General features: G+C 38.1%; 30 protein-coding genes. 9 read left to right on the top strand and 21 right to left on the bottom strand.

All coding sequences use genetic code 11. The features are described from left to right. Nucleotides 1-54 precede the first annotated feature (54 nt). Nucleotides 55-1,821 carry a B12-binding domain-containing radical SAM protein gene (locus tag FZF09_RS07980; RefSeq protein WP_158736065.1) on the top strand — a complete coding sequence of 589 codons (1,767 nt, stop codon included), beginning with the start codon at nucleotides 55-57 and terminating at the stop codon, nucleotides 1,819-1,821. A 328-nt stretch (nucleotides 1,822-2,149) separates the two neighbouring features. On the opposite strand, the gene FZF09_RS23020 is transcribed toward FZF09_RS07980, so the two are convergent. Then, the gene (locus tag FZF09_RS23020) at nucleotides 2,150-2,284 is read right to left on the bottom strand and encodes a hypothetical protein (RefSeq protein ID WP_255450444.1); all 135 of its coding nucleotides are present in this window, start codon (nucleotides 2,282-2,284) and stop codon (nucleotides 2,150-2,152) included. A gap of 195 nt (nucleotides 2,285-2,479) precedes the next feature. Then, nucleotides 2,480-2,926, bottom strand: coding sequence for an Hsp20 family protein (locus FZF09_RS07975; protein ID WP_158736064.1), 447 nt, complete (start codon nucleotides 2,924-2,926; stop codon nucleotides 2,480-2,482). Between the two features lie 218 nt (nucleotides 2,927-3,144). Here FZF09_RS07975 and FZF09_RS07970 point away from each other — a divergent pair, with 218 nt between their 5' ends. Continuing rightward, nucleotides 3,145-3,360, top strand: coding sequence for a methionine aminopeptidase (locus tag FZF09_RS07970; protein ID WP_158736063.1), 216 nt, complete (start codon nucleotides 3,145-3,147; stop codon nucleotides 3,358-3,360). A 725-nt stretch (nucleotides 3,361-4,085) separates the two neighbouring features. Here the strand turns inward: FZF09_RS07970 and FZF09_RS07965 are convergent. The 4 genes from FZF09_RS07965 to FZF09_RS07950 all read right to left on the bottom strand — a co-directional run bounded on the left by FZF09_RS07965 (nucleotide 4,086) and on the right by FZF09_RS07950 (nucleotide 6,371). Beyond that, a complete protein-coding gene (locus tag FZF09_RS07965) occupies nucleotides 4,086-4,655 on the bottom strand; it encodes a sugar O-acetyltransferase (protein WP_233269442.1) in 570 nt (189 codons plus the stop codon). A 94-nt stretch (nucleotides 4,656-4,749) separates the two neighbouring features. Beyond that, nucleotides 4,750-5,106, bottom strand: coding sequence for a DUF4181 domain-containing protein (locus FZF09_RS23315; RefSeq protein WP_158736062.1), 357 nt, complete (start codon nucleotides 5,104-5,106; stop codon nucleotides 4,750-4,752). Between the two features lie 76 nt (nucleotides 5,107-5,182). After that, nucleotides 5,183-5,698: a hypothetical protein gene (locus tag FZF09_RS07955; protein ID WP_158736061.1), complete on the bottom strand. Its 516-nt coding sequence runs from the start codon at nucleotides 5,696-5,698 to the stop codon at nucleotides 5,183-5,185. 247 nt (nucleotides 5,699-5,945) lie between these two features. Beyond that, nucleotides 5,946-6,371: a putative signal transducing protein gene (locus FZF09_RS07950; RefSeq protein WP_158736060.1), complete on the bottom strand. Its 426-nt coding sequence runs from the start codon at nucleotides 6,369-6,371 to the stop codon at nucleotides 5,946-5,948. A gap of 175 nt (nucleotides 6,372-6,546) precedes the next feature. On the opposite strand from FZF09_RS07950, the gene FZF09_RS07945 reads away from it, so the two are divergent. Both FZF09_RS07945 and FZF09_RS22630 read left to right on the top strand, forming a co-directional pair. Next, nucleotides 6,547-7,473, top strand: coding sequence for an SDR family oxidoreductase (locus tag FZF09_RS07945; RefSeq protein WP_370514439.1), 927 nt, complete (start codon nucleotides 6,547-6,549; stop codon nucleotides 7,471-7,473). Nucleotides 7,474-7,490: 17 nt separating this feature from the next. Then, nucleotides 7,491-7,655 carry a hypothetical protein gene (locus FZF09_RS22630; RefSeq protein ID WP_199256762.1) on the top strand — a complete coding sequence of 55 codons (165 nt, stop codon included), beginning with the start codon at nucleotides 7,491-7,493 and terminating at the stop codon, nucleotides 7,653-7,655. A 962-nt stretch (nucleotides 7,656-8,617) separates the two neighbouring features. On the opposite strand, the gene FZF09_RS07940 is transcribed toward FZF09_RS22630, so the two are convergent. From FZF09_RS07940 to FZF09_RS07930, 3 genes are all read right to left on the bottom strand, one after another. Next, a complete protein-coding gene (locus FZF09_RS07940) occupies nucleotides 8,618-9,775 on the bottom strand; it encodes an FAD-dependent oxidoreductase (RefSeq protein WP_158736059.1) in 1,158 nt (385 codons plus the stop codon). Nucleotides 9,776-9,857: 82 nt separating this feature from the next. Continuing rightward, complete coding sequence (locus FZF09_RS07935) at nucleotides 9,858-10,877, bottom strand: DMT family transporter (RefSeq protein ID WP_158736058.1); 1,020 nt, start codon at nucleotides 10,875-10,877, stop codon at nucleotides 9,858-9,860. 157 nt (nucleotides 10,878-11,034) lie between these two features. Next, nucleotides 11,035-11,871 carry an alpha/beta fold hydrolase gene (locus FZF09_RS07930; protein WP_158736057.1) on the bottom strand — a complete coding sequence of 279 codons (837 nt, stop codon included), beginning with the start codon at nucleotides 11,869-11,871 and terminating at the stop codon, nucleotides 11,035-11,037. 309 nt (nucleotides 11,872-12,180) lie between these two features. Here FZF09_RS07930 and FZF09_RS07925 point away from each other — a divergent pair, with 309 nt between their 5' ends. Next, nucleotides 12,181-12,828: a Crp/Fnr family transcriptional regulator gene (locus tag FZF09_RS07925; RefSeq protein WP_158736056.1), complete on the top strand. Its 648-nt coding sequence runs from the start codon at nucleotides 12,181-12,183 to the stop codon at nucleotides 12,826-12,828. Nucleotides 12,829-12,834: 6 nt separating this feature from the next. After that, nucleotides 12,835-13,512, top strand: coding sequence for a Crp/Fnr family transcriptional regulator (locus FZF09_RS07920; RefSeq protein ID WP_158736055.1), 678 nt, complete (start codon nucleotides 12,835-12,837; stop codon nucleotides 13,510-13,512). A gap of 52 nt (nucleotides 13,513-13,564) precedes the next feature. Here FZF09_RS07920 and FZF09_RS07915 read toward each other — a convergent pair whose 3' ends face one another. The 7 genes from FZF09_RS07915 to FZF09_RS07885 form a co-directional block, all read right to left on the bottom strand. After that, entirely contained in the window at nucleotides 13,565-14,413 is an 849-nt protein-coding gene (locus FZF09_RS07915; protein ID WP_233269441.1) for an alpha/beta hydrolase family protein, read from the bottom strand. Between the two features lie 445 nt (nucleotides 14,414-14,858). After that, a complete protein-coding gene (locus FZF09_RS07910; RefSeq protein ID WP_158736054.1) occupies nucleotides 14,859-15,341 on the bottom strand; it encodes a YobA family protein in 483 nt (160 codons plus the stop codon). 59 nt (nucleotides 15,342-15,400) lie between these two features. After that, on the bottom strand, nucleotides 15,401-15,877 hold the full coding sequence (locus FZF09_RS07905; RefSeq protein ID WP_158736053.1) for a hypothetical protein: 477 nt from the start codon (nucleotides 15,875-15,877) through the stop codon (nucleotides 15,401-15,403). A gap of 312 nt (nucleotides 15,878-16,189) precedes the next feature. Then, nucleotides 16,190-17,161 (bottom strand): nucleoside hydrolase, encoded by a 972-nt coding sequence (locus FZF09_RS07900; protein WP_158736052.1) that lies wholly within the window; start codon nucleotides 17,159-17,161, stop codon nucleotides 16,190-16,192. Between the two features lie 443 nt (nucleotides 17,162-17,604). After that, nucleotides 17,605-17,859, bottom strand: a complete 255-nt coding sequence (locus tag FZF09_RS07895) for a NifU N-terminal domain-containing protein (protein ID WP_158736051.1) — start codon at nucleotides 17,857-17,859, stop codon at nucleotides 17,605-17,607. A gap of 87 nt (nucleotides 17,860-17,946) precedes the next feature. Continuing rightward, nucleotides 17,947-18,441, bottom strand: a complete 495-nt coding sequence (locus FZF09_RS07890; RefSeq protein ID WP_158736050.1) for a hypothetical protein — start codon at nucleotides 18,439-18,441, stop codon at nucleotides 17,947-17,949. A 32-nt stretch (nucleotides 18,442-18,473) separates the two neighbouring features. Then, entirely contained in the window at nucleotides 18,474-19,664 is a 1,191-nt protein-coding gene (locus tag FZF09_RS07885; protein ID WP_233269440.1) for an MFS transporter, read from the bottom strand. A 208-nt stretch (nucleotides 19,665-19,872) separates the two neighbouring features. On the opposite strand from FZF09_RS07885, the gene FZF09_RS07880 reads away from it, so the two are divergent. Further along, on the top strand, nucleotides 19,873-20,079 hold the full coding sequence (locus FZF09_RS07880; RefSeq protein ID WP_158736048.1) for a hypothetical protein: 207 nt from the start codon (nucleotides 19,873-19,875) through the stop codon (nucleotides 20,077-20,079). A 57-nt stretch (nucleotides 20,080-20,136) separates the two neighbouring features. On the opposite strand, the gene FZF09_RS07875 is transcribed toward FZF09_RS07880, so the two are convergent. Together FZF09_RS07875 and FZF09_RS07870 are read right to left on the bottom strand one after the other, a co-directional pair. Next, nucleotides 20,137-20,298 (bottom strand): hypothetical protein, encoded by a 162-nt coding sequence (locus tag FZF09_RS07875; RefSeq protein ID WP_158736047.1) that lies wholly within the window; start codon nucleotides 20,296-20,298, stop codon nucleotides 20,137-20,139. Nucleotides 20,299-20,377: 79 nt separating this feature from the next. Then, nucleotides 20,378-20,578, bottom strand: a complete 201-nt coding sequence (locus tag FZF09_RS07870; RefSeq protein ID WP_158736046.1) for a YfhD family protein — start codon at nucleotides 20,576-20,578, stop codon at nucleotides 20,378-20,380. A gap of 288 nt (nucleotides 20,579-20,866) precedes the next feature. Between FZF09_RS07870 and FZF09_RS07865 the strand changes: the two genes are divergently transcribed. Next, nucleotides 20,867-21,832, top strand: coding sequence for an arsenic resistance protein (locus FZF09_RS07865; protein WP_158736045.1), 966 nt, complete (start codon nucleotides 20,867-20,869; stop codon nucleotides 21,830-21,832). A 104-nt stretch (nucleotides 21,833-21,936) separates the two neighbouring features. Here FZF09_RS07865 and FZF09_RS07860 read toward each other — a convergent pair whose 3' ends face one another. Both FZF09_RS07860 and FZF09_RS07855 read right to left on the bottom strand, forming a co-directional pair. Continuing rightward, complete coding sequence (locus FZF09_RS07860) at nucleotides 21,937-22,641, bottom strand: hypothetical protein (protein ID WP_158736044.1); 705 nt, start codon at nucleotides 22,639-22,641, stop codon at nucleotides 21,937-21,939. A gap of 197 nt (nucleotides 22,642-22,838) precedes the next feature. Beyond that, the gene (locus FZF09_RS07855) at nucleotides 22,839-23,432 is read right to left on the bottom strand and encodes an NAD(P)H-dependent oxidoreductase (RefSeq protein ID WP_158736043.1); all 594 of its coding nucleotides are present in this window, start codon (nucleotides 23,430-23,432) and stop codon (nucleotides 22,839-22,841) included. A gap of 155 nt (nucleotides 23,433-23,587) precedes the next feature. Between FZF09_RS07855 and FZF09_RS07850 the strand changes: the two genes are divergently transcribed. Then, the gene (locus FZF09_RS07850; protein WP_158736042.1) at nucleotides 23,588-24,040 is read left to right on the top strand and encodes a hypothetical protein; all 453 of its coding nucleotides are present in this window, start codon (nucleotides 23,588-23,590) and stop codon (nucleotides 24,038-24,040) included. Nucleotides 24,041-24,256: 216 nt separating this feature from the next. Here FZF09_RS07850 and FZF09_RS07845 read toward each other — a convergent pair whose 3' ends face one another. Further along, a complete protein-coding gene (locus FZF09_RS07845) occupies nucleotides 24,257-26,224 on the bottom strand; it encodes a TRAP transporter permease (RefSeq protein ID WP_158736041.1) in 1,968 nt (655 codons plus the stop codon). Nucleotides 26,225-26,354 lie beyond the last annotated feature (130 nt).

The following is a 26,354-nucleotide window of genomic DNA, read 5'->3' as shown; positions in this document are numbered from 1 at the left end:
ATCATATTCCTAGTGTTTTATGCGATGAAATAGCAGTAAAAGGAGCGATTTTGTTTGAATGTCGTTGTAAGTACATTAAACGCTAAATATATTCATACCTGCCTGGCCCTCCGTTATTTAAAGGCTTATGCAGAACCGGACTTCCATGTAGAGATAGCAGAATATACGATAAAAGATCCGGCCATGAACATTGTAACAGACCTGTTTGAGAAAAAACCGGATGTGATTGGCTTCTCCTGTTACATTTGGAACATTGAAGAAACCATTCAAGTAGTATCTATGCTGAAAAAAATAGATCCAAACATCACGATCGTACTTGGCGGTCCGGAAGTTTCGTATGATACGGATTACTGGATGAAGCGTCTGCCTGAAGTAGATTTTATCGTGATGGGAGAGGGAGAAGAAACGTTTAAACACCTCCTTGAGGAACTTAACGAAGAAGAGAAGTATCATATGGTGTTCGGAACAGCTTACCGTAAAGACGGCAGAGTCAGAATGAACCCGCCCCGTCCGAAAGTTCCGCTTGAAGATCTGCCGAGCCCGTATCGTTTTGATGAAGACAAAGAGGCATTATCCAAACGGATTACTTATTTTGAAACGAGCCGCGGCTGTCCATTCAGCTGTCAATTTTGTCTTTCTTCTATTGAAAATGGAGTTCGTTATTTTGATATAGAGGAAGTAAAAAAAGATCTGCTTTATTTAATAGAAAACGGTGCAAAAATGGTGAAGTTTGTGGATCGTACATTTAACATTCAGCGTGAGTATGCAAAAGAGATCTTTCAATTTTTAATAGACAACCATCAAGGCTGTCAGTTTCAATTTGAAATCACAGCGGATATAATGCCGCCTGAACTGCTTACCTTTTTAAATGAAAATGCACCGCCGGGGATTTTCCGGTTTGAAATTGGCGTTCAATCGACCAATGATGCAACGAATAAATTAGTAAAACGCCATCAAAACCTTAAGAAATTAGAACGAACCGTAACAATGGTAAAAGAAGGCGGAAAAATTGAACAGCACCTTGACCTTATCGCTGGTCTGCCGGAAGAAGATTACGGCCGTTTTAAACAAACGTTTAATGATGTGTTTGCCATGGGACCAGAAGAACTCCAGCTCGGCTTTCTAAAAATGCTCAGAGGCACTGGGTTGCGCATTCGTTCTGAAGACCACGGCTATGTATATATGGACAATGCTCCGTATGAAATGCTAAGCAATGACGTACTAAGTTTTGCTGACATTGCCCGAATTAAGCGAGTAGAAGACATTTTAGAAAAATATTGGAACGATCATCGCATGGATCACACGATTGAATTCCTAGTCAATCAAAGCTTTCCGAGTGCGTTTGACTTCTTCCAGGAATTCGGCGATTACTGGCATCAAAAAGGGTGGGGCCGCATCGGACACCAGCTCGAAGACCTTTTCCTCCGCCTTGAGGAATTTTTAAAGCATCACGGTGTAAAAAACCTCTCAGTGATCAAAGGATTAATGACCTATGATTACTTTTTGCACCAAAAGCACAAGCCGCGAAAATCATGGGGAACACCAGCGCTTTCAAAAGAAGAGCACACTGAATTAATGAATTTGTTTGCCGAACAGCCTGAACTCCCTCATTTACCCGTCTCATTGAAAAAACAGGATTGGCATAAACACACAGTGACCGAACTGCTTCCGTTTTCCCTGCATTCTTATCTTGAAACAGGCGAAATCGTAAATAAGCAAGAAATACTGCTAGTTCATTATGACGTGAAAAACCAAAAACAAACGGCTCGGTTTATTCCTTATGAAAGCATTCAAGAAAACCGTCAAGCCGCCGTTAAATAATGTGTCAGCTGCAAAAACAAGCTGCAAAGGAGTTGTCTGAATAAAGGCAGCTCCTTTCTTTTTATGCTTGTTGCTGAAATCCCACTACACATAATTGAAGCAGCTTGAGATCAACAAAATGATAAGAAGAGCGCAAGCGCCTTAAAAGAAGGAAGTTCGGCTACGAGCGTCACGTCCTGTGACAACGCCGAACTGGCTTGCACAGGAGGTGTTGACTTTTGCGTTGCGACAGGACGTCGCGGTTTTAGCAAAAGTTCCTCTTTATCGTGTGCGCCTGAGCGGCTGGGCGCTGAGCTAGACATCAAAAACGCCAACTATTTATTATTTCTTACCTTTTAAGAAAAGCGCAAGCGCCTTGCTCACGAGCGACAAGTCCTGGAGGGGCGGCATATGGAAAGCTGATCTTTGCTTTCCATTGACGAACCGAAGGAACCTCGAGCGAGTAGGCGCTTGCGCTAGACATGTAAAACGCCAACTATTTATTATTTCTTACCTATGAACAAAAGCGCAAAATGCCCTGTAAAAAGGAAGTTCGGCTAAGGTTAAGGTACTTCTGCTAAGTTCGCGAACGTCCTGTTTGCAACGCAGAAGTCACCACATCATGTGGAAGTAAGAGGCACCCGCCTAAATTAGCCGAGCCCCCTCCTATTTTATCTGGTCACTTCTGCTGATTTTCATCTATATTTAAAAAACGTCCGCGAGACAGAGATTTATCATTTTTTGGAACACGCAGTATGAGCACATCATTAGAAAAAGATGCTGTGATTTCTTCCCCTTTGATAGAACCAAGATAAACCTTCTTATGAAATTCTCCGTATTGAGACGTTTGCCGAAAAAATTTATCACTTTCGACTTTATCTGTTTGATCGTGCACAGCTTTGATGGCTACATAATCATCTCCATATTCAATATGGATTCCATCACTTTGAAAGCCCGGCAGAGCCACTTCTACTAAAAAACAGCTGCCTTCGTCACGAACGTCTGCATTAAATTTATCTCCTATACCTTTAATCGAAGATAAGAAATCTTCTTGAAAAAAGTCATGGAATGTATCAAATACTTCTCTAAAAAGATCTGAATGCCGTCTTCCAGGCCGGTACGTCATACAACATGCCCCCTTTGCTTTTCTCACCAATCATCATATGAAACTTCGTCAAAAGTTTATACACACTAGCCCAACTATAGAAATTAGTGATTGCCGCATAACCGCTTCTGCCATAACAATTTTCCAACACATGAATAAAATGGAGTATAAAAAGTAAATATTTTTCACAAAATGAAATTGAAAGCGTATACAATATCACTTAAACGGAGGTGAATGACATGGGACTGTTTTCTTCGATTAAAGAATGGAAAAAGGCAAGACAGGAAAAGTATTTAGCGGATATGGAAGCAAAAGGAATATGTCCGGACTGCCGCGGCAGAGGTTTTGACCTTTATTATCCGGTTGAATATTATAATACGACTCCTTCTGTAGAGTGTCCAGGCTGTAACGGCAGCGGCTTGTTTTCCGATTGGACCAACCAAACCGGCCAATAACAGCAGAAGGCGGCTGAAGGGACCGCCGCCATTAAACGATATACTTCTAACTTCATAAAAAGGGAAAAGATTAATCATTCCTTTATTCCATAAATGAAACTTTTCTTTCCCGTAAAATGCAATTGCCAGTCCAATAAAATGGACCTCTGTAAACATTTTGCATGTAACCAGATAAAACGTAAGATAACAGAATTCTAAAAGAAACAATATCTTAAAGTAAAAGCAGCCTTTTGACATTTTGATTCGGTCATATCAACTAGTTGTCAATATAAAATGGTCCCTCTCATAAAATAATACACAAACATGAGGTAAACTGCATCACGCAGTTTTACTTTTACTGTCTACCAATAAAATGTATTACATTAGTAAAAATCAATTTCACATAAAAAATCTTTGTTACATTCATTCATTTTAGATAGCATGGTGTACTTCATTCTTTCTAAACCTCGCACACTTACATAATAAGTTCACTATTATTCAATAAAATGTACAAAAGAGGAAAACAGTTCACGAATAGTTTGGTAATCAAATTCCTTTTAAAGGATTGAAATGTTATATGTATCATTTTTATATTTATTTGAAAACCCAATAATCCGTCCCCCATCAGCGAAAAAATCATTTATCTCTTGATTGATTCCTGGCTCATACTCTACATTTATTCCTCGTAATCATTCAAATAACGTTTCTTTGTCCATCTTTTTAGCTTCCTCTTCCTTCTATTTTTTCTATAGGTGTTTTAATATGTTTGCAGGATTTCCGCCAACAACAGTGTTATCAGCTACATTTTTTGTCACAACGGACCCGGAAGCGATGACTGTATTATCCCCTATCGTGACGCCATGATTAATGACGGCTCTTCCTCCAATCCACACATTACGGCCGATATGAACGGATTTTCCAAATTCTGCACCTGTTTTTCTATCATGCGGACTCAAAGGATGTGCCGCTGCATACACATGAACCCCTGGTCCCATCAAACAATGATCTCCTATGTGAATTTGACAAACATCCAAGAAGACACAATCAAAATTGGCAAAGAAGTTGTTTCCAACAGATATGTTATAGCCATAATCACAGCGAAAAGGCGGTTCTATATAGACATTGTCTCCTGTATCCCCGAACAGTTCTGTTAATAATTCTGTTCGTCTGCTCTCTTCTGTTTCTATTGTTTCATTAAATAGTCTTGTAAGCTTACGAGCATGCAAGCGTTCTCTATGTAATTCCGGGTCATCAGCCTGATACCATTCACCTTGCAGCATTTTTTCCTTTTCTGATTGCCCCATTTTATTTTTCATTCCTTTCTTTGGAGTCTCCTACTCTAGAACGATTAGACAAACTCGCGTACAGCCAAATAAATTCCCTTCGTAAATCCCGTGAATGAATCGTTTTTCATTTTTCACTTAACAATAAAATAAACCCAATGAGAAAAAAACATGCGGCCAGCCACGTATGATAATATTCTTTTTGTTGACGTTTAAACAACCATTCTTCTGTGCCCCTAAGAATGTTGAGGGTAAAAAAGTAGATAAATATAATAATATAGGCGGGAATGGTATTTATGCCAGCAAAAATACTTATAGTGAAAACAATAATGAGTACTATTTCCGATATCAAGAAAAAGCGATTACGACCTTCCCAATTATTATGGAAAAATCCTTTACGTGGCTTTGTTTGGAGTTTTCTCCGTAAAGAAATGTCGATAGAAAAATAAATAATGACAAGTATTAATAATATAATTATTGTCAACTCTTACTTTCATCCTTTCTCTACTTCATGACTTGCTGCAGTTTTTTAATTCTTTTGACCTCTATCTAATATACGTTCATCGTCCATTTGCATCCTCTTCATCCTGTCGAAGCCCTTTAAGAAATTCAACCGATGCAATCACACTCTCGTCTTTATTGTTCATGAGATCAAATGTATACTCACTATCGGGTAATTTATAGTCTTCTTCCATGCTTATATGAAGCGTATAAGGTTCCTCCATGTCATGATCTTCTGTCCATTCAAAAGATCCCCCACCCTCTACTGCTTCCCCGTCTGGACCACGGTAAGAAGCTCGTGCTGATAAAACGTGATACCGATACCCATCTTCGTTTGTAACAGCTCCTACGAAAAATACATTTTCCCTTTCTTCAGCTAATAATATGTATTCATTCGCTTTTGTGGTGATCCAAGCTGTACTTTTCCAAATGTTTTCTTCTTCCACAAACCCTTTTGCTGCTTCTTCTGCGCTATGATAAACCGGGACTTCCTTATCCGGTTCTGCCGATTCGCTGCTGCATCCATTAGCAAGAAAAACTGCTCCAATTATCAACATGAAAATAGCTGATTTCACTTTTGTCCTCTTCCTTTCTTTTTACGTTAGGAATGTTTCCCTTTGTTAAAGGATCAAAGTATAAGCAAACTATGTCTTCCGCCATTTGAACTTGGCGGTAATCAATCAAGCGCAAGCACCTTGCTCACCAGCGACAAGTCCTGGAGGGGCGCTGATCTTTGCTTTCCATTGACGAACCGAAGGAATCTCGAGCGAGTAGGCGGTTGCGCTAGACATGTAAAACGCCAACTATTTATTATTTCTTACCTTATAATAAAAGAAATAAAATAACGCAAAAGATAATGAATATTTTTTTAAGCCATGATGAGGATTTTTCTGTTTTTGTATCTTCTTCAATCGATTCTAGTTCCAGAGGTTTCAGGATTTCTATTGCTAAAGAACGTTTTTCTTTGTCCACAAATAAGTCAATACCAAAGCTTGTTTCTCCCATGTAAACAGATAAATAACCTCCTGCTTCTCGGTACTTTTTCATCGTTTGTATTCCATTCGTTTCAAACAGCTCTGTAAACATATTAGCTTCTATGTCACTTGCAGCTGTGTAAACATAATCCATCTCCACAAATTCATACCGTTCGATCTCTATTTCTATTTCGTTTTGAAGTTCCACTTTACAATCTGAACACATTTTTTTACTGTCCATGTATTCCGTATAACAATTCGGACACCAAGACAAATAACCCCTCCCTCTTTTCTTACATTACGACAAAAGCGAAGGGGACGTTTCGCTGCCTTCAAAAACAAGCTTCTCATAATTGTTACCATATCATCATAACATGTGTGGTAGGAAGAAATTGTCATTACAGGAGGAAGTTATGAGTCAACAATATACGTGGCAGCAAATCCAGAACATGCAGCAAATGTTTCAAGCTACTATGAAAGATAAATCATATCCGATGTATCCGAACTATGGAAAAATAACGCGTTACCAGGAAGTTCCGGTAACAGTACCCGAGCAGCGGCAATTCCGTCAGCCTGGAGTCGAAAAATGGATGGTGCCAAAACCTATTATTGAAAATCCCCATTACAAAGGAAGTGAAAAACTCAAGGGTAAAGCTGCTCTCATTACGGGAGGGGACAGCGGGATAGGGGCAGCAGCTGCGATTGCTTTTGCAAAGGAAGGTGCAGACGTCGCCATCTCCTATCTAGATGAGCATGAAGATGCCAACCGAACAAAAAAGCGAATCGAAGAATTGGGACAGCGTTGTATCCTTTTACCAGGGGATGTTCGAGAAAAAAGCCAATGTGTGGAAATAGTGGAGAAGACAGTTGAGACGTTAGGCGGTCTTGATGTGCTGTGCAACCATGTTGGCATTCAATTTCAGCAATTAAGCCTGCTTGATATAACCGATGACCAATTTGATGAAACGTTTAAAGTTAATGTCTACTCTCATTTTTACACGACCCGGGCAGCGCTTCCCCATATGAAAGCAGGAAGCTCTATCATTAATACTTCCTCTGTTGTAGCATATGCTGGAAATGAACAGCTGATTGATTATACCGCAACAAAAGCAGCAAATGTTGGATTTACCCGCGCCTTAGCTAACAATCTTATAAACCAAGGGATCCGTGTAAACGCGGTGGCTCCTGGACGAGTGTGGACGCCGTTAATTCCGGCAAGTTTTTCTGCTGATGAAGTGACTCAAGTTAATAATCCAATGGACCGGCAAGGACAGCCTTTTGAACTCGCTCCAGCTTATGTGTACCTTGCTTCTGATGATTCTCGTTTTATGACCGGCCAAGTGCTTCATGTCAACGGCGGAGAATCAATTGAGTAGAAAAAGAGGTGAATCTATTGCTTTATACCTTCAGCCCGGAAGTAAAGCTGCTCCTCGTTAACGAATCCGATGAAACAGTAGAAGTAACGTATCTTTCTTATGCCTTTGTATTACCCAAGATTGGCCCGAGACCGCCTTATTTTGCGCATTCATTTTATGAACCGTATTACCCTGTTATTTAGAACATGAGAAAAAAAGGTCATAATAATAGTTAGAATTTCTTGAAGTCTTTGCGTCGTCACATTTTTCTTTCCTGCTTCGAGCGAAATCGTATTTCCACCTGTCTTCTCAGCATCTCCACCGCTTTTTTTAAAGTTTTTCACCATATCCCTTTTTCGGGCCTTTTCTTTCATAAATAAATCGTTTTATACCCACGTCCGCCTCATACTTACAGACGAAAAAATGGATAGACCTATCGTTTTTCAAGTGCTATGAAAACGACTGACTCGTTATTTATTGATAACTGTTTCAAATGTTCCCTTGTATCTTCTCGATCTGAGGGCTGTTTGTAAAATATGCGATATAAATCAAATAGTTCTATTATGCTGATTTTTACTCCCTTCACAGCCATTTTTTCTTATAAAAGATATCTATTTTATCAAATATATCAACAATAGCAGCCTTGGAAATAAAAGGGAGGGCAACTCATTTCCTCGCTTCGTCAAAATACTTCGCTTTCCGCGGGCACGGCTTCAGCTTCCTCGGAAAGCAAAAACCGCTTTCCTGTGGGATCTTCAGCTCGTGCTGTTCCCGCTGGAGTCTACGTATTTTGACTACGCTGATACACTGCGTTTATTAAACGGGTCACTCCTTCAACATGTGGGAGTTGACTATTCTAGTTTTGTCCCAGCTTCATTGCTGCAATTCATAATTCCAATGGTAGAACGGATCAGAATTCAATTGCGCAAGCCCCCTCGAAAACAACATATATTCGTTTCGGTATACTTGCCATTTCTAAGTAAGAGCATTTTTTCGTTTTAACTCCAATATGATTAATTTTATAATTGTCATTTATCATTAGAAACTGGGATTGCCGCAAAGTAAAAAAAAACCTTTATATGAATAGCAGGATCACCTCCCGCCCTTCCAATATAAAGGATTATAACTTATTGATTAGTAAATGGCTAACATAGATTATAACTTTTTATATTTTTTCAGTTGTCTGTCTTATCCCACAGCGATAAGAGGAAATAACGTAGGAAGCTGCCTTACTAATTTTCTCTTCTAAATATCGTGATTCCATCGCAGCCTGAATCAATGGATAACGATCAGTTAACAATTCTTTAGGCCATTTTGTTGCAGCTAAGCTATACAGTCGAGCATAATATTGAGTATTATCAATTGTTGGGCGAATTATTTTTTCCCACGCATCTAGTGCTGCTTCTATTGTATTGTAGCTTTCTAATGATTCAGCGAGTTCTAACGCACTCATCATGCCAGTCCCTGCACCCTGACCTAAATTTGGCGACATCCCATGCGCTGCGTCTCCCAATAGTGCAACAGATCCTGACGACCATCTTTTACAGAAAACATTGAAAAAGTGATAGTCTAATCTGCCAAATTCATCTACTCTTTCAATTACAGATTCTAGATGTGGGAATGCTTCTTGCCAAATCTCTTTATTAATAGGGACAGAAAGTGCTTCATCTTTTGCTAAACCAGTAAGGAATACATATACATAATTTGGTCCGCATGGAGTCACTCCTATCCTTCGATAACCTGACCAATTTTCTGTAGATATCTTATCTGGATCATCTTTTCGTTTTGGAATTAACACTCTGATAGCTCCATCATCCATGGTTTCAACATTCTTGGTCAGATTTAAAGAATTACGTATTTTAGACCTTACACCATCTGCACCTATAATTAAATCTGCTGAAATTTGTCTGCCATCATCTAAAATTAATTCACCGTGTGACTTTGCCCCCGCTACAGGTGATTTTGTATAGATATCCACTCCTTCTTCCTGAGCCCTGTTAATTAGTGCTTTATATAAGCCCTGCCTTGATATGACTGTAAACCTATTTTCTGATGAGAAAGGAATGGAATGTATTAATTCCTGATGTTCATTTACCATATCCATACGTTCCATCATATCTAGCTCACTGCATGCCTCATTAAAAGCACCAATTGTCTCTAATACTTTTAAACCATTCTCCCATGTATACAAACCAGCGCCAATTTCCCTAAGCTTAGAAGACCTTTCATGAATTCTAACTTTCCACCCTCTTTGAGCTAATGCTATGGCAGCAGTTAGACCAGAAATACCAGCACCAGCTATTTCCGCATACCTTTTTTTCATGTTCTTACCTCCTCAAAGTTGCTCGAAATTATAAATCTCAAGCTATCTTCTATAGGTGTAACGAAAATAAACCATGTTACGTTCATTCTATATTTTGGATTTTTATTTCTGATTGCGGTATAGAGACCTTATCAATAGGTTCTGATTTTCGTTGCAATATATAAGCTGCTGTGAGGATGAGAAGACCTCCTATAATTTGAATAGAATAAATTTGCTGCCCAAGAAAAACCGCTGCAAGAATTGCTCCCATTACTGGTTCAAATATCTGTAAAGTAGATGCCCTTGATGCCCCTATTAAACGAATACCTGTTAGCATTAGCATAGTAGGTATTGCAGCACCAACTAATCCAGCAAAAATTAGAAGAAACCAAACTGAAGAGTCGTGAAAAGGTTGAAGAAGAGCACTTTTTTCTCCAAAGGCCACCCCGCAAATTACAAAAACTAGAGTACCTGCTGCTAAAAAAAAGGTAGTAGCATGTGCGGGGGGAAGATTGGGATAACCGTTACGGCCTATTAAATAAAATATCGACATCCCAACAGCTGCCCCAAGAGCAAGAATTATACCCAAAGTGCTAATTTGAACTGTTTGGCCAAACATCTGTCCTACCACAGCCAACGTTCCCCCACCCAAAGCGAGTAATAGAGCAATTAATTTCGGGGAGTTTAACTTCTCCACGCCAGTTATAGCACAAATTACTGTTACAATTGCTGGAAACACATAAAACAAAAGCAGGGCAAGAGCTACAGTTAATTCTACGAATGCATAAAACATTGCTAAACTGTAGGCTGAAAACGCGATGGCAGCAAAACAAATATTGCGAATTTGATGTCCAGGAACCTGCGTTATTGGTATACGTTCCTTTTTAGGAGGTCTTCCCACACCTAAAGTTAATAGTATAAACATAGAAACAGTACCTAAAAGTTCACGCCACATAGCGAACGCCACAGGGCTTAATCCAGCTTGATGAGCAAAGTTAGTCAAAGTTCCCAATGTACCAAAGAGTGAGGCAGCAACGAGCATTAGTATAATACCTAAGAAAAGGGTTTTCTTTTTGCTTTTCACATTAGAAAATTCATTCTCATTCATCCCGTTTTCGCTCATACAGACGGTCCTCCACTTAATTGATTTGCTTTGTAGCGTAATATTAATCACATTAACCTTTTGGAAGACATACATTTCATACTCACTACAATCTTTTTTAATTCAATTTTACAAGGACCCTACAGGTCCTTGTAAATGCATGGTTGTTTCCTCAATATTATCGGATAAGTGAACTTGCAGACACAAACTCATTAATATGATTAACAACTGCCTCTGGAGATTCTAATGTAGGAAAATGAGTGTCCCCTGGAACAACTATAAAGTCAAACCATGGATGCTCTTCCTTATAATTTTTCTGTATTTCTTCATATCCTTCTACTGCTGCTTGAGAATAAATATGAACGATAGGACGTTTCTCTGGAAGTGAAGCCATTCTATTAAGCGGGGATCCCCAGATTTGATAACCTTTTTCGATCTGACGACAGGCACGTTCCCACATGTCATACCCCCAGCTGGCCATCTCTATATCAAGGTGGTCTTTAACAGTTTGATTATGGCTAACACCTATCCAGTGATTAAATAAACTTTGACGTCCCATAAACCACGTTTCTAGATTTTGAATCTCTTTTAAGTTTTTTGTAAATTCCTCCATTGCTTCTACCATAATCCAATCAATTAATATAGATTTTGGAACTCGCTGCGTCCCCAGCCTTTCAGTTATTTCGAGGTTCGCCCAACCTCCGTGTGATGTAGAGACAGGTATTACCTGATCAATATCTAAAGCATTTAAAACCCCAATAACGTCATCTGCTTGATCTTTTGCTCCAAAATCTCCTGGTGAACTTTGTGGGTCTGTATGTCCGCGCCAGTTCATGCGAATAACTTTATGCTGGTCAGATAAGGGTTTGACTATATAATCAAAAAGCCTATGATCTTGACACCACCCTGAAAGTAAAACTATTACTGGTCCTTCTGCCGACCCATTAATATCATAAGTAATCTCTTGTCCATTGATAATTATTGATTGTAGTTTATTATTTTCCTGGTTTGCCACATCCATCATCCCCTTTTCTTTTTTGTTTTCCGCTATTCGTTTATATTTTTAGTCTCTATCGTTATTAATATATCACCACCTATGTGTTATGTTGACTAGACGTAATTGACTAGGATTAATTTGTATATTAATCTTATTAAAAAAAACCAATGGAAGGTGTAACCTATTTAACTTTAAATAAAAAAATTCTCAAAATTCTAAATGTAAAGTAAAGTATAATGGAAAAGGGGGCTTTTTCTTTCAATATGTCGACCCTTCTTTTCTGTCCCTATAAATACTAATTTTGGTTCATAAGAAGGAGAGGGTTATATGACAGTACTTGTTTCTAATTCAGGTAAATTAAATGAGAAAGAATTTGTAACATACGGCAAAAGAACGTTTATTAAAAAAAATACAGTAATTTACCAGCAAGGCGAAGTCGGTGATAGTATTTATTATGTTGAAAAAGGATTAGTGAAAGTTACGACTAAAACAGCTAACGGGGATGACTTACTATTAAAAATCTCACTTCCAGGTCAATTTTTAGGTGTTCAGACCATGGATCAGCTTGTTCACTATACTACTTCCCAAACAATTAATGATTCAGTTCTCTATTTATTTAATTACGATACAGTTAAAGAGTTACTACTCGCTCATCCTGAGCTTAGCCGATTATTCCTAAAAGTAGTTATTAATGAATTAAACATTCTTACTGAAAAGATCTGTTTAAGCAAGCTACCTTCTGAACAAAAGATAGCAAAATTATTATTAAATATTTATCATGAATTCAACCAATTTGATATACGTTTAACACGTAATGAGCTTGCAAAATGTACCGGGGTTACTAGAATAACAATTTATAAGATTATGAAAGAATGGGAAGAAAACAGTTATATTGAAACGCTGGGAAGATCAATAGTCATTAGAAATCCATCAGCTCTGCAATTCTACGCTGATGGTCTGTTTGCTGAGGAGTGATATTATATGAAGCAACTACGCTTCACTTGGGAGCCGTATTTAAGTTACGGAAACAAGATGAATATTAATAAAGGTGACTTTATTTATCGTCAGCAAGAAAAGGGAAAGGGTTTTTATTATCTAGACAAAGGATTAATTAGCAATTCTATTATTTCACCTGAAGGTATTGAACACACAATAAATTATATAACAGAAGGAATGCTTTTTGGTGAACCGGGGATATATAATCAACCTTATTTAGCTTCCGCAATCACTTTAAAGCCCTCCACTGTCTATTATTTTTCCAACACCAAGTTTGACGAATTGTGTAGAAAGTTCCCATCAGCCAAGCTCATATTCACCCATTCTCTAATTTTCAAGCTTCGAACAATGGCCGAAATTATTGCCTTTATGGGATGCACTGCTGAACAAAAAATAGCACATTTTACGATAAAGTTAGACAGAGAAGTTGGTAGGTTGATCCCATTTAACCAAACCAAGTTCGCTAAGTACCTAGGTATTTCGCGTAAGAGTGTGAACAAAATATTAAACAACTGGAAAAAAGAAGGTATTATCAGTATCATAAATAATGAATTAATTATTGAAGATGCAGAACGTTTAAGAGAGCTTGGAGAAACAAACACAGAGCTAAACGTCAATATAGATTATCTCCTCTCTGTACAGGATATTACCAACTCCAGTTGACTGTGTACAAAAAAGGAAGTCCCGCTGATGCGGAACTTCCTTTTTATAATTATTATGTGTTATTTAACAAGCTAACCGTATGGTCCCATATAATAGACCATACTTCTGACATTGGATCTATCAGTTCAAAATGTTCTATATTAGGGAACGTTTTCAACACCACATTATCTCCAGCACTCTCCGCTATTTTTTTAAAATTAACGCTTAAACCGATCGGTACATTAACATCCAAGGCTCCATGAAATAAAACTAAAGGAATCCCTATAGGCAAAAGTTCTTTAGGGGAACCCTCAGCGTAGCGTTGAGCATATTCGTTCGGCTTCCCCCCTATTAAATCTCTCGTAGGATTTTCAATAACTCCAAACAGTTTTTCTTTCCATTGGTGTATCTCATACATTAGGATCAAGTCACTCACACCTGCAAGACTAATAACACCTTTAGGTTCTAGCATCCTATCCTGTTGTCTTAATATGCTATTTGATAATAATTTATTCCTAGCAGCAAGCCATAATGCTAAATGCCCTCCAGCCGAGTGACCGATAATGATAACTCGTTTTAAATCTACAGGATGGTCTTCTGCAATTATTTTTAGCGATTCAATTGACCTTGCACTATCTAAAAATGTTCCTGGCCACCCTCCGCCATCCTGTCCTACCCGCCTATATTCTATATTCCATGTCGCTATACCATGAGAAGCATATTTTTCAGCAAAATCATTCATTTGCTCTAGTCCAAATTGCTTTTTCCAAAAACCGCCATGAATAATCACTGCTAATGGAAAAGGTCCTTCCCCCGCTACGGGGATCCTTAAATCTCCAAATTGATTGTTATTAGTTCCATAACTAATTCTTTTTAATAGACATTTATTATTCATTCCATTATCCGTTTTAATAGCCGCCAACTCCTTATTATTCTTATTACCTATATTAATTAAAAATTATAATTATTTTTTTCCTAGCGGGTTGGGAATCATTTAACAAAAATTCATAAAATACTCCCTGTACTTATATATTGAACGTTTTCACTTTTTTTTGTCTATCAGTAATTAGGTTCAGCTGAAAAATGTGTGAAACGAGGGAGCACCGGAGTTTATATCGATCTACGGGAGGTATGATTCGTATTGTTGACGGTTACTTGTAATGAAAAAACTATTAGCATACATAATGGATTCATTTTATAAGGAAGCGGGAGGATAACGTTCACGTTCACTTATCTTTTTCTCCATATCTCCTTTTTCATTTATGGTAGCGAATCCCAAAACAAATAGAAAAGCACTTAAACGTGGTTATTACTTTTTCTATAACTTTCAAGTTATACCTCCATACGTAACGCTCTTTAGCGATTTTTTATCTATCACCAACTGTTATCGTATGCGTCTTTTCATGTGTCGTTATTTCTATCATCCATTGATTACGATCCGGTTGATAGTCTATGTTGGTTAAGGCCGGAAGCCCTTGTATATCTTTTTCATCAAGAGCTTGCTTTACCGCTTCTTGCTCTGTGAGATGCGCCCCTTCTGGCTTTTCACTTGGGAGAACTTCCATATGATCCGCCTTTGCTTGACCGGGATACGATTCAGCCACTACTTCATACCACACTTCTACCTTATGCCCTATATCTGCGTTATCTGCTGCATTGGAAAACCAGATCGCACTATAAAATTCCTCTTGTCCGCCGGTATCACTGTAATCCTTCGGTTCTGACGCCACTACAAGAACTTCATCCCCTCTTTTGTCGACTACATATCCCGTCATTCCTGGTACGGAACCTGTTTTAGTTATTACCATACTTGTGAGCAATAAAATAAAAAATAGTACGTTTCTCATCATGTCGTTTCCTCCGTATGTAACAGTTTCCTGTGTAACGACTGCAAAACACTAAACGTTTCTTATCCATATAAAACTATTTTTTCACTCATCTGTTTTTCTTTTAATGGATCATACCATTCCACCATAGCGTATATTTCGTTGATATCCTCTAGCGTGATAGGTTCGCCTTTATCATTATAATAGGTTCCGCCTTCCACTTTTCCAGTCGTCATGTCTGCCATATTTACATGTCCAGAAACAGACTTCCCTTGAATTTTTCTATCTTCATTATTAATGACCGCATGAACATCGATCGAAAAAAATTCCGATTGAAACTCATCGGTATCTTTCATATGTAGTTCTCCATCCCCAGCAATTAAATGTTCCGGCGTAATTTCCAGCTGATAATTGTTTATTTTCCAAGTCGAACTGTCTCCCATCAATGTTAAATAATAATTATCCTCTACTGTTGTTTCTTTTAATGGAAATATCACAACGGCGGCTAAAAGAATGAATGCCAGGCAGATAAACATAGGTAAATATTTTTTGCCGAACATATTAATCTCCTTTTTGCTTCTTATATATCTATGATTTCGTTTATGGTCGAGTTCCATTTTATGATACTGGAAATCAGTGCTAATATAAACAATAATGGGTCTATTGGACACGGAAAAGTAATGTAAAGCCAGAACATTCAGCCCGCTGCTTAACAAGTTAAGGAAAAGTAATAAGGAGAGAGGAAGAACTTGTTTTTTACTCTTTTATCTATCACAGAAAGATCGTTACCCGCCTCTGGGTCTGTCGATAGGAAGAGCGGCTTCAGGCCCGATCCTTTTCACAACTTCCTTCTATCCCTGCCGCTCCCTCATTTATTCACCTGCTTCAGGTGGGAGATTTTGAATAAACGTTTCCAAAAATAATCGGAAAAATTTGTTATAATCCATCTGTAATGCGATCTTATGTTTTATTTCTTCTTCCTCCCCGCCTGCTGCTGGACTTGGCTCATATCTCGGACGAAAATCAGCGATACTTGCTCCCCGTCCCGGTCCAGAACTGGTTTCGATATAAATTTCTCGTTCCACAAAAGAAAACATCTCCGGATTGGTTATATACATAAACGGTAGTAAGTCATGAAACAAAGCTCCGTTTAACCCTGGAATGAATTCTTGATAGGCTTCGTAGTAAAAATTGTACATTAATTGCAGTGGCTGCTTAAGCTTTTCTAGAGGCGAATACGTAATAATATAATCTATCATTTCCGGGGTGACATAAGCGCTGTTTGTTACATTTAAAGGAAAAACCCGGGTTTTTAAATTTTCAAACACAAATTTAGCTGCAACCGGATCTCCATAAAAATTAGCTTCAGCGGCCGGTGTAATATTGCCTGGTGTTAAAAAAGCGCCTCCCATTATAAAATAATTCTTTGCCTGCTCCATCTTCTGTTTTCCGAGCATATAGCTGATCATTAATCCTGTATTTCGGCCGATTCCTACAACCGATATATCTTCATATTTATCAAAAACCTCATATAAGTCTGTAAAATTGGTTAACTGGTATCCTAATCCTTCTGGCTCAAAATCCCCTAACCCTTCCACGCCATGTATTTCTGGATAAAACTCCACATACACATCCGACACTGGCTGGTTAGCTCCTCCATATATCGGTATATCCACTTCTAACAAATTCAATATCGTTGCAATGTTTCTCGTCGCAATTTCTACTTCAACATTTCCATAACCTGCTACAATGCCGACTACATTGATATCTGGATGGAGCACACTATAGATAATCGCAAAAGCATCGTCTACGCCGGGGTCTGCAAATAAAAGAACATTTTTCAAAGTATTCCGCCCTTTTTCCTTTATTAGTAATGTCTTTTATGAAGTAACTATGTCAAAAGGGCCTCCTTTATGCGAGAAAGATTAATAGTGTTGTTCTAAAAATTTCTTTATCTCAGTGTTTATTTGCGTTCGTACCTGTTCTGATGGAAAATGACCCATTTCAAAGGAATGACAAATAACGAGATTAGGAATAATTTTTATTGCAGTGTCTACCACGTATTTGCCAGGAAAAAAAACGTCTAAGTTTTATAATAATCTAACAGCCTTCTCTTTCCGTGCTTGCTTTTATAAATAGTCCCTTTTTTCATAGCACACCACTTTTCTTCTTTTAGGAAATATTAACATTTATGCCAGATTCATTAACAAAATTGAACTTTTTAACGTAAAAAATGCTCCCTTTCAAACTGAAGGCGAGCATTTTCTAAAGAGTGTTTTATTTTTCTTTATTCATTATCGTCGAATGCTTGTTGGATTTTAGGCATTAAATCATCCCACTCTACATCCATTGTTTTGTTTACTGTTACAAAATCGTTATAGCCAAAAATATTGTCTACGCCTTCAATTTGCAACAGCGCTTTTGCAATAGGGTGATCGGTTTCATCGCCTTTTTTAAGAGAGGTGCTGCCATCAAAAATGACTTGGTCTGCTGAAAATTTCACAGCATTTGGGTTCGGTGTAGATTGAGCTTGTACTTCCATAGGTTTCGTAAGTCCCCTTTCGATTTATCACACTTTAAAATGAGTCTATTTATAAAATATAACACTTCAAGCCAAATTTTAAAAATTTTATTTGTTAGGACGTCCGCCCGTACTCTGTATTTCGTCTTTGCCGTTTATGACATCATCTGACATATGGTAAGCATAAGAATAATCGGCTTCCTCTGCAAACGTAACATAAAACAAATAATGGCTGTCAAAAGTGGATTCACTTTTTTGGATGTCCCAATCCCTGTCAGGGTAAGTTTCTTCTAAATAAGCATCTAATATTTCCATCCTTTTTGGTACTTCATCATTTATAATAACATAAGGACGGACAACCCACATGCTAATTCCTGCGGCTGTAATGGTAAAAATAATAACATACGATGTATAAAAAAGCATCTTTTGCTTTTTAGAAATAAAAAGGGTAACAGCAAACAAAATCGTGATGAAATAAGCTGTGATAGTAGCAAATTGGACTTCTACGTAATGGGTGTCTGGGGCAATATTGTGACGATAAAACCACCCCAGCAATACCATAATCATCAAAAAGGCAATAAAGAACATAACCCTGGTTTTCAAACGACTCCCCACCTTTAAAACTGTTTAACAGCTTAATTTACATTAATATCTTTTGTCGTTAACTGACGCCTTAACAGCCATATACAAACAGGTGTGATAAACGTAAGCAGTCCGATCGTTGTAAAAGCAGTTCCCCAATTATAAATGTCCAGCAAAAGACCAAACAATACAGGAGAAAAGATCGTAGCACTAAACCCCATAACCGATTGAATTCCAAGCGCAGTGCCGATAATATCAGGATCAGCAATTTCTGTTAATGCAGTATTATAAATTGGAGAATCAGCAATAATCGTAAATCCATAAATAAAAACAACCGGAAGCAATATCCAGATTGGAATTTCAATGAACCAGCCAACAGCTAAGGAACAAACAATACTGACAAAAATAAATAACTGGATAATGTTCAGCCGTCCGAACCTGTCAGACATCTTACCGCCAAGATACGTAGCAAATCCTCCTGCCATAATAACGAGTGATCCTGTAAGATTACCATAACTTACGGCATTTTCAACCTCATTATTTGCAAAATAATAAACGAGAAACGGCCCGATCCAGGCCCACATGGCATACAGTTCCCAGCAGTGCCCAGTATAACTAACATTAACGAGCAGATTTTTCTTCGTCAGCACTCGTTTCAATAGTGCCATATTTAATCGCTGGCCTTCTATATGTAAGTTATTTGGAATATTAGAAAAGAAAAGCATTCCAGATGCCACAAGAGCAGAACAAGACGTAATCAAAATAACCCCCTGCCAGCCAGTTAGGTTAATGAGCATTCCCGAAACAAGTAGTGAAAAACCAGAGCCTACCACCAACGACCCTACATAAACACCCATCGCTGCTCCTCTTTTTTCTGGGGGAGCCATTTGCGCAACGATTTTCATGCCCGGCACATAAATCCCTGCTATCCCAATTCCAGACAATAAGCGCAGCAGCAGAGCAGAGATAAATCCGTCAGCCAAAAAAACAAATAAAATACCTGATATTCCAGCTAATAATGCACCGTACATAAACGAATACTTTGGATTGTATTTATCGCTTAAAAAACTATAAAAAAATACTGCCGCCACATAGCCTATGTGAAAAAATGAAACAATGATTCCGGACTGGGTTGGGGATAAGCCCCACTCTTCTTCTACAATGGGCATCACCGCAGAAAAATTAAACCATACTTGCATCGCGAGAAATTGTGCAATAGCTAATGTCCATAACAAACCATTCAACGTATTAGCCACCTTTACCATTAAATGTACTTAGTTTCATTATAGCTTCTCGCCTAAATATTTCGAATTTTTTGCTTAACTGATCAGAATTTATACCTTCATGGAGATATTTGTAGATAATTTCATCGCTGATTTTGCAGGAAAAAACGAGGTTTGCCACAAATGTATTAAGTAGACTTTATAAACTTAAGAAAGGTGGTCGTTGTTGGTGAACCGTGATCTCACATTGAAACAGATCGCAGAAGGCATCCCTAAGTCGGTATTAAATGCGTCAGACAAGGACCTGGAAGGATTTCAGGAAATTCTGGACCAAACGATAAAAGTAAGAGAAGCACACAAAGATTTGCAGCGGATGGTACAGAGCTATTCTGGTCCGAAAAAGCCGTCTCCTTCCGCCATGCAGCAGTCTTCTTAAGCATCCTGTGCAAACCATTTCCACGGCCCTCTTTTCTATTTATATAAACAAAAGTCATCAGCAGGTATTGAGTGTTCTAAAAAGAAATAATTTAAGAAAAGCGCCAGCGCCTTGCTCACGAGCGACAATTCCTGGAGGGGCGGCATATGGAAAGCTGATCTTTGCATTCCATTGACGAACCGAAGGAATCTCGAGCGAGCAGGCGCTGAAGCTAGACATCAAAAACGCCAACTATTTATCATTTCTTCCTTTTTAAAAAGGGTCAGACCCCTGCAGGACCTGACCCATTGGATTTTCTTTATATTTCATCAAGCGGACGATCGTGTGCTCGTTCATCTGCCTCTCTGGCACGCTCTTGTGCTTCTAAATCATCAGTGTCTGCAAGCTCTTCGGAATATTCCACATCTAACCCATCATTTGCCACGATATCTTTTTTCGGAGTTTGCGACAATCTTGCTTTGTTTTTGTGTTTATTGTTTCTCGTTTGGCCTCTTGTCATCAAAAACACTCCTTTACCTTTTCCTTTAACTTTCCGCAACATGTTATATATTATTCATTTCCATTCATATATGGACAGCTGCTTATCCAGGGTGCGATGCAATACGATTACATTTGAGAAGTTGTACTTTAGCAGAAGTTATTTTCCCCTGCCCATTACGCTATTATGACAGTTGACATGATCGATGGCGCAAACTGCACAACTTTTAACACCGCTCTGAATGATTATTTAAACCTGATTATGATAAGATCATAGAAAATACTATTTTTATCAATCGGTGGCGAAACAATGAATGTAGTGGAGAAACTATATACGTTTATTATTTTCTTATCAGTCATTATTGGAATAAGCATAGGGCAAGTTGAACGAATACAAATGAATGCAGGAAGCTTTATTAGTCCTTTATTAGTAGCTATGCTCTATATTACGTTCTTACAGATTCCAATTGGAGATATAAGAAATGCTTTTAAAAACATCAAATTTACATATATTTCTGTCACCATTAACTTTATCTGGACCCCTTTTTTGGCATGGCTGCTTGCATCGTTATTTTTAGGAGACCAGCCAGCCTTATATATTGGTTTTATTATGCTCATGGTTACCCCCTGTACAGATTGGTACTTAATCTTCACAGGGATAGCAAAAGGAAATACCGCATTATCCACTGCTATCTTACCTTTAAACTTAATCTTACAGGTTGTACTGCTGCCAATTTATCTTCTTCTCTTTGGTGGTACGAAAGGAATCATTGACCTCGCGTTTTTCGGAGAAAGTATTTTAATTGTTTTATTCGTGCCTTTCGCTTTAGCCATTTTTACTAAAGGGTTTTTGAGAAACAAGCAGCAGTTTAGAGAAAAGCTTATATCAAATCTTAGCGTGCTGCCAATTATCTTTCTAAGCACTGCCATTATTGCTATGTTTGCTTCTCAAGGTCAGTTACTGCTTAATAATTTGGAATTAATGTGGCAAATTACTGTGCCCATTATTTTATTTTTTGCCTTTAATTTTATTATTACTCAAAAAATTGGACAGTGGATGAAATTTGCCTACCCTGACAGAACAAGTCTTAGTTTAACGACCTTAGCGAGAAATTCACCTATTGCGTTAGCAATCGCCTTAACAGCTTTTCCTGAACAGCCCTTAATTGCTTTAACCTTGGTTATAGGCCCCCTGTTAGAGCTGCCTATTCTTGCAAGTATCACTCAACATATTTTATGGATTTCTAAGGGGAAAAATCTAAATAATCATCTTTAACATGACAATATCTACCCGATTAAAAATTAAGCAAACACTGCAAAAGAAAACGACTAGCTGGGTTTTATCCAGTCGTTTGGGAAAACAAAAATACGGCTGCTGTTTTAATCAGACCTCGCCCGCTTCGTTTCTTCAAGCATAATATTTTTCATTTTCTCTGTACCATATGCTCCAGGATTCAAGACATTTTCTGATATATAGTAAGTCGTCCGAAATGAAGTGCCGTCGTTTAGATGGATACGTATAAAGGTACGGCTGCTGTTCTTTCGTTTTTTCTCAATGCCTTCTATACCTGTGTATTCTAACGAAAGGTATTCCTCTATGAAGGCGTTTGTGTTCATTGGTGTAAAATCGGATATGTGACTTCCGTCTTCTATACTTTCGATACTTATTTTATCCACTTTTCCTTCTATGTCGTATAAATCTGCAAGGGTTTGAGCTTTAGGGTTTTCACTTATTTGATAAACTTTGTCATCGGCAAGCACCCGAAAGTCAGCATCATACCCTTTGATACTATAAATTTCTGTACCTGCAGGCAGAAATGCTGCATCTCCATTTCTCATTTTATGATTAGAACATGCGTTGTCCGCCATTTTATACTCCACTTCCCCAATCACTTCTCCTTTTTCCAATTCTGCCCCTTCATTCGTGCCTTCCACTTCTCCGGTATATTGCAGATCGTTTATCATTAACAGATCCATCCAGGAAATCGCAGCATCAGGACAATTCCTTATCGTGTTCGTTACATTCGAACATGAAGCTAAAAGGAGCACGAGCACAGAAAAATACAAACAACATTTCCAGTTCATGGACTCACCTCTTTGAAAGAACAGACGTGAAAGAAGCGGAAATGTTTCAATACCTGTTCCTGTTTCATGGTTTTATGATATAATAATAATTACATTATTTTCCTTATGTAAAGATGATGTTATGCAAGCTGTATCTTAAATTTTCTGTTTGACCAACCTTTACCTGACTTTCTTCACCTAAATGATAACAGTAAAAATCAACGCATATCTGTATGTTTTCTTGCATACTTTCTTACCTTTTCGAGCATTTGCTGTCTTTTAGTATCTGAAGCTTGTATCACATCACCAAAATGTAAAAATGGCAGACAGTCAAAACCGCAAAAGTCAAAGATTTCTTCTTTCCACGTCTCTTCTATCCGCTGTTTACTTCCTTTTTCTATAAATTCTTTATTAGGAGTGCCAGTCGTGTAAATGACGGCTGCTTTTTTGCCATTCATGCGCGGCACTGGTGTTTCCCCATCCAATTCATAAGCAAAACCATAAGAAAGCACACGATCTAAAAAGCCTTTTCCAACAGCGGGAAAGCTTCCCCACCAAAGTGGAAAAATAAAAGTGATGACTTCTGCCCATTTCATTTTGTCATGCTCGTTTTTGATTACTTCCGGGTATTTTCCCTCTATAGAAGCTTTATACTCTTCACGATACAAATGAGGGGACATATCGAGATCTGCAATCGTGCGAATGTCTATCTCTTTTCCTTGTTTTTTTAACTCATCAGCATAAGTATCGAGAATAGCGCCGTTAAAACTTTGACGGTCTGGATGCATGAACCAAATTAAAAATCGATTCATCGATATCTTCCCTTTCTTTACAATTCATTAACAAATATTAAAAAACAACTAAAAGATGAAATATATGCTCTTTTTCTGTTTATTTTTATACAATACGGATATAGAACTGGTAGATATTGTCTTATATAAAAATAAATAGCGGAGGCGAAGGCAACATGAATAAAATGCTGACAGGACTTACGGTGTGGACCCTATTTCTGGTGTTAATGGGAGTACTTTTTCCGATCCCAACAACCACTGACATAGGCATGATAGGAAAGATCCTGCAGAGCATTACGATTTACGGATTTTTCTCTTTAACCCCGATTGTATTCTACGGTTCCATTGTATCACTTGCATCCGACTGGCTTGCCCGCCGGATTAAGTGGCACTTTCAACCTCTATCTTTTTTCTTTCACATTGCAGGGGCTTGTACTGCTTATATTGTAACGCAGAATATAGATATTACTATCATGGCTGTATTAGCTGCCGTTCTTTTCTTTGTTGCCGACAGGTTTTTCATGCTGCTGAAAGATTCTTCCCAGAGATTTTATCTCGTAAAAAACCTGCCGATTGTGCTTGGATTTGTCGGTGTTACTATGATGGTGTTTGGCTCCTCCTTTGTTTAATAAGGAGTGCTTTTTTAAATACCCTCCCCTGCTGCATCCCCTCCTTTGTTCCATTACTAAAATATATCGTTTTTCGCATAAATATTATGTATGTTTTCGACTTAAAAAGGCAGTCTCCAGTTAACCGGTGACCGGTGAACAACCAGTATTGGGCAGCCTTTTGTTTTTATTTACATATTTCTCGATGCAGGCCGCTCAACCAGCCTGCTTGTATTTTTATGCTATTTCTGAACGAAGTTGTTTGTTTATTTTGTTTTTGTTGTTCCATTGAAATAATACAATAACCGCAAACAATGTAAAACCTATAATATTAGTAACCGTCCCACCGGTAATTAATAATAATGCACTAGCTGTTAATATTAACCGCTGCACCCAGCCTGTCTTCGTGATGAAATAACCAATAAAAGCAGCGGCCAATGCGGAAATGCCGACTAACCCTATTAGAATAGCACCAACTACTTCCAACAAACTCCCTTGTCCTAGAAAAGCAGGATTATAAATAAACATAAATGGAATAAGAAAACCTGCAAATCCTACTTTACACGCACTTAAAGCTGTTTTTAGCCAATGTGCTTTTGCAATACCTGCAGTAATAAAAGCTGCTAACGATACGGGCGGGGTAATACCGGATAGTATCGCAAAATAAAGAATAAACATATGGGTTGACAATAAAGACAACTCTAAGCTGTTAAATGCAGGGGCAATAACTGAAGCAGCTAACATATATGCCGCGATGGTCGGTACTCCCATACCTAATACAATCGTTACAATCATCCCTAATACTAACGTTAACAAAAGAGACGTTTCTCCTATTTGGGCAATAATGCTAGAAAGTTTACTTCCAATCCCTGTCATTCCTATTACCGTTGCAATTACTTGAGCGACCGCTAATATTACAGCAATTAACGTGACCGTTTTTGCGCCTTGAACCGAAGCTTCTTTCAATTTAGAAATTGCATCTTTCCATTGATTTTGTAAGAAAGACTGAATAATAAATAAAACTGCTGCACTTATTATTGCCCAATAAGCACTAAATGTTGGTGTATAGCCAATAACTAAAAGCAATATTAAAACAAACATCGGAACAAAGAGGGTAAGAGCCTCTCCTTTAAACAAAACATCTTTTAAACGAGGCATATCTTTTGCATCTATAGGTTTGAGGTTTAATTTTTTCGCCTCAAAATGAACGGATGCCCATAGCCCTAAATAAAACATGATTGCGGGAATGATCGCTGCTGCTGCCACAATGACATAACTTATTTGCGTTACTTCCGCTAAAACAAAAGCGGCTGCTCCCATTATCGGCGGAAGTATTTGCCCGCCGCAAGACGCAGCTGCTTCCACCCCTCCTGCGAACACACTTTTATTTCCATTTCGCTTCATAAGGGGAATGGTAAATATCCCGGTGGTTGCAGCATTTGCTGCTGTACTTCCGGAGATGGCACCAAACATACCGCTGGCTATGGTAGAAACCTTAGCTGGCCCGCCAGTTAACCTGCCAGCAATCGCCATCGCTAATTTAATAAACATGTTTCCTCCGCCTGTAACCAAGAGCAAAGCTCCGAACAGGATAAAAATAGCTACTGTTTTGGCAGACACTCCTAACAATGTCCCTTGAAAAATTCCATTTTGCCCGATATACATTTCAGCAATCACTTTTTCTAAGCTAAAGCCTTGATGTTGAAAAATCCCTGGAAAATACGGCCCAAATAACATATAAATGACAGCGATGATACCTACGACCGGAAATACTATTCCTATCGCTCTGCGTGCGGCTTCAAACACTAAAACAAGCGCAGTAAACCCAACAATAACATCCCAATCAGTAGGCCTTAAGTAAGCTAATTCATAAATGATCCTTTCGGAATGAATAATATAATAGAAGTTAACGAAAAGAGCTAATAGCAGGAAGATAATGTCATAAACAGGCAGCCCAAACGTTCCTGGTGCTTTCTTTTTTTTAAACATCGGATAAATAATGTATGCAATGGATAACGCTAATAAAAAATGAATGCTGTTTTGTAACACCACAATACCAGTAATCGCTGTGTAGAGGTGAAAGATAACTAATCCAATCGATAGAACAGCTAAGATTATCGTCCAAAAAAGGTTAATCTGCTTCGACATGTCTTCTTCTTTATCAAAATCATGTTTTTCTAATTCTTCCTCCATTTTGATATCCACTATTACCCCTCCTCCAAATGTCCACCTATTATCTTTAAAACATTACATGAATGCCGCCATTAGTAAGCATCACGTTTTTTAAATAAAACTTAGCTGGCGCCGAGCCTTTAGGTGCAGGCGACTGCCTAGT

Source organism: Alteribacillus sp. YIM 98480 (genome assembly GCF_009765375.1).
In the GTDB taxonomy this organism is placed as follows: domain Bacteria; phylum Bacillota; class Bacilli; order Bacillales; family Marinococcaceae; genus Alteribacillus.
The sequence above is the reverse complement of the archived record's forward strand: the minus strand, read 5'-3'. Positions and strand labels throughout refer to the sequence as shown.

Bases quoted from the DNA above. Each gene is read 5' to 3' on its own strand.
- FZF09_RS23020 (WP_255450444.1), bottom strand. From the start codon at position 2,284: ATGTCTAGCGCAAGCGCCTACTCGCTCGAGGTTCCTTCGGTTCGTCAA.
- FZF09_RS07975 (WP_158736064.1), bottom strand. From the start codon at position 2,926: ATGACGTACCGGCCTGGAAGACGGCATTCAGATCTTTTTAGAGAAGTA.
- FZF09_RS07970 (WP_158736063.1), top strand. From the start codon at position 3,145: ATGGGACTGTTTTCTTCGATTAAAGAATGGAAAAAGGCAAGACAGGAA.
- FZF09_RS07965 (WP_233269442.1), bottom strand. From the start codon at position 4,655: ATGAAAAATAAAATGGGGCAATCAGAAAAGGAAAAAATGCTGCAAGGT.
- FZF09_RS07945 (WP_370514439.1), top strand. From the start codon at position 6,547: ATGCAGCAAATGTTTCAAGCTACTATGAAAGATAAATCATATCCGATG.
- FZF09_RS07940 (WP_158736059.1), bottom strand. From the start codon at position 9,775: ATGAAAAAAAGGTATGCGGAAATAGCTGGTGCTGGTATTTCTGGTCTA.
- FZF09_RS07935 (WP_158736058.1), bottom strand. From the start codon at position 10,877: ATGAGCGAAAACGGGATGAATGAGAATGAATTTTCTAATGTGAAAAGC.
- FZF09_RS07925 (WP_158736056.1), top strand. From the start codon at position 12,181: ATGACAGTACTTGTTTCTAATTCAGGTAAATTAAATGAGAAAGAATTT.
- FZF09_RS07920 (WP_158736055.1), top strand. From the start codon at position 12,835: ATGAAGCAACTACGCTTCACTTGGGAGCCGTATTTAAGTTACGGAAAC.
- FZF09_RS07910 (WP_158736054.1), bottom strand. From the start codon at position 15,341: ATGATGAGAAACGTACTATTTTTTATTTTATTGCTCACAAGTATGGTA.
- FZF09_RS07905 (WP_158736053.1), bottom strand. From the start codon at position 15,877: ATGTTCGGCAAAAAATATTTACCTATGTTTATCTGCCTGGCATTCATT.
- FZF09_RS07895 (WP_158736051.1), bottom strand. From the start codon at position 17,859: ATGGAAGTACAAGCTCAATCTACACCGAACCCAAATGCTGTGAAATTT.
- FZF09_RS07875 (WP_158736047.1), bottom strand. From the start codon at position 20,298: ATGTCTAGCTTCAGCGCCTGCTCGCTCGAGATTCCTTCGGTTCGTCAA.
- FZF09_RS07870 (WP_158736046.1), bottom strand. From the start codon at position 20,578: ATGACAAGAGGCCAAACGAGAAACAATAAACACAAAAACAAAGCAAGA.
- FZF09_RS07865 (WP_158736045.1), top strand. From the start codon at position 20,867: ATGAATGTAGTGGAGAAACTATATACGTTTATTATTTTCTTATCAGTC.
- FZF09_RS07860 (WP_158736044.1), bottom strand. From the start codon at position 22,641: ATGAACTGGAAATGTTGTTTGTATTTTTCTGTGCTCGTGCTCCTTTTA.
- FZF09_RS07855 (WP_158736043.1), bottom strand. From the start codon at position 23,432: ATGAATCGATTTTTAATTTGGTTCATGCATCCAGACCGTCAAAGTTTT.
- FZF09_RS07850 (WP_158736042.1), top strand. From the start codon at position 23,588: ATGAATAAAATGCTGACAGGACTTACGGTGTGGACCCTATTTCTGGTG.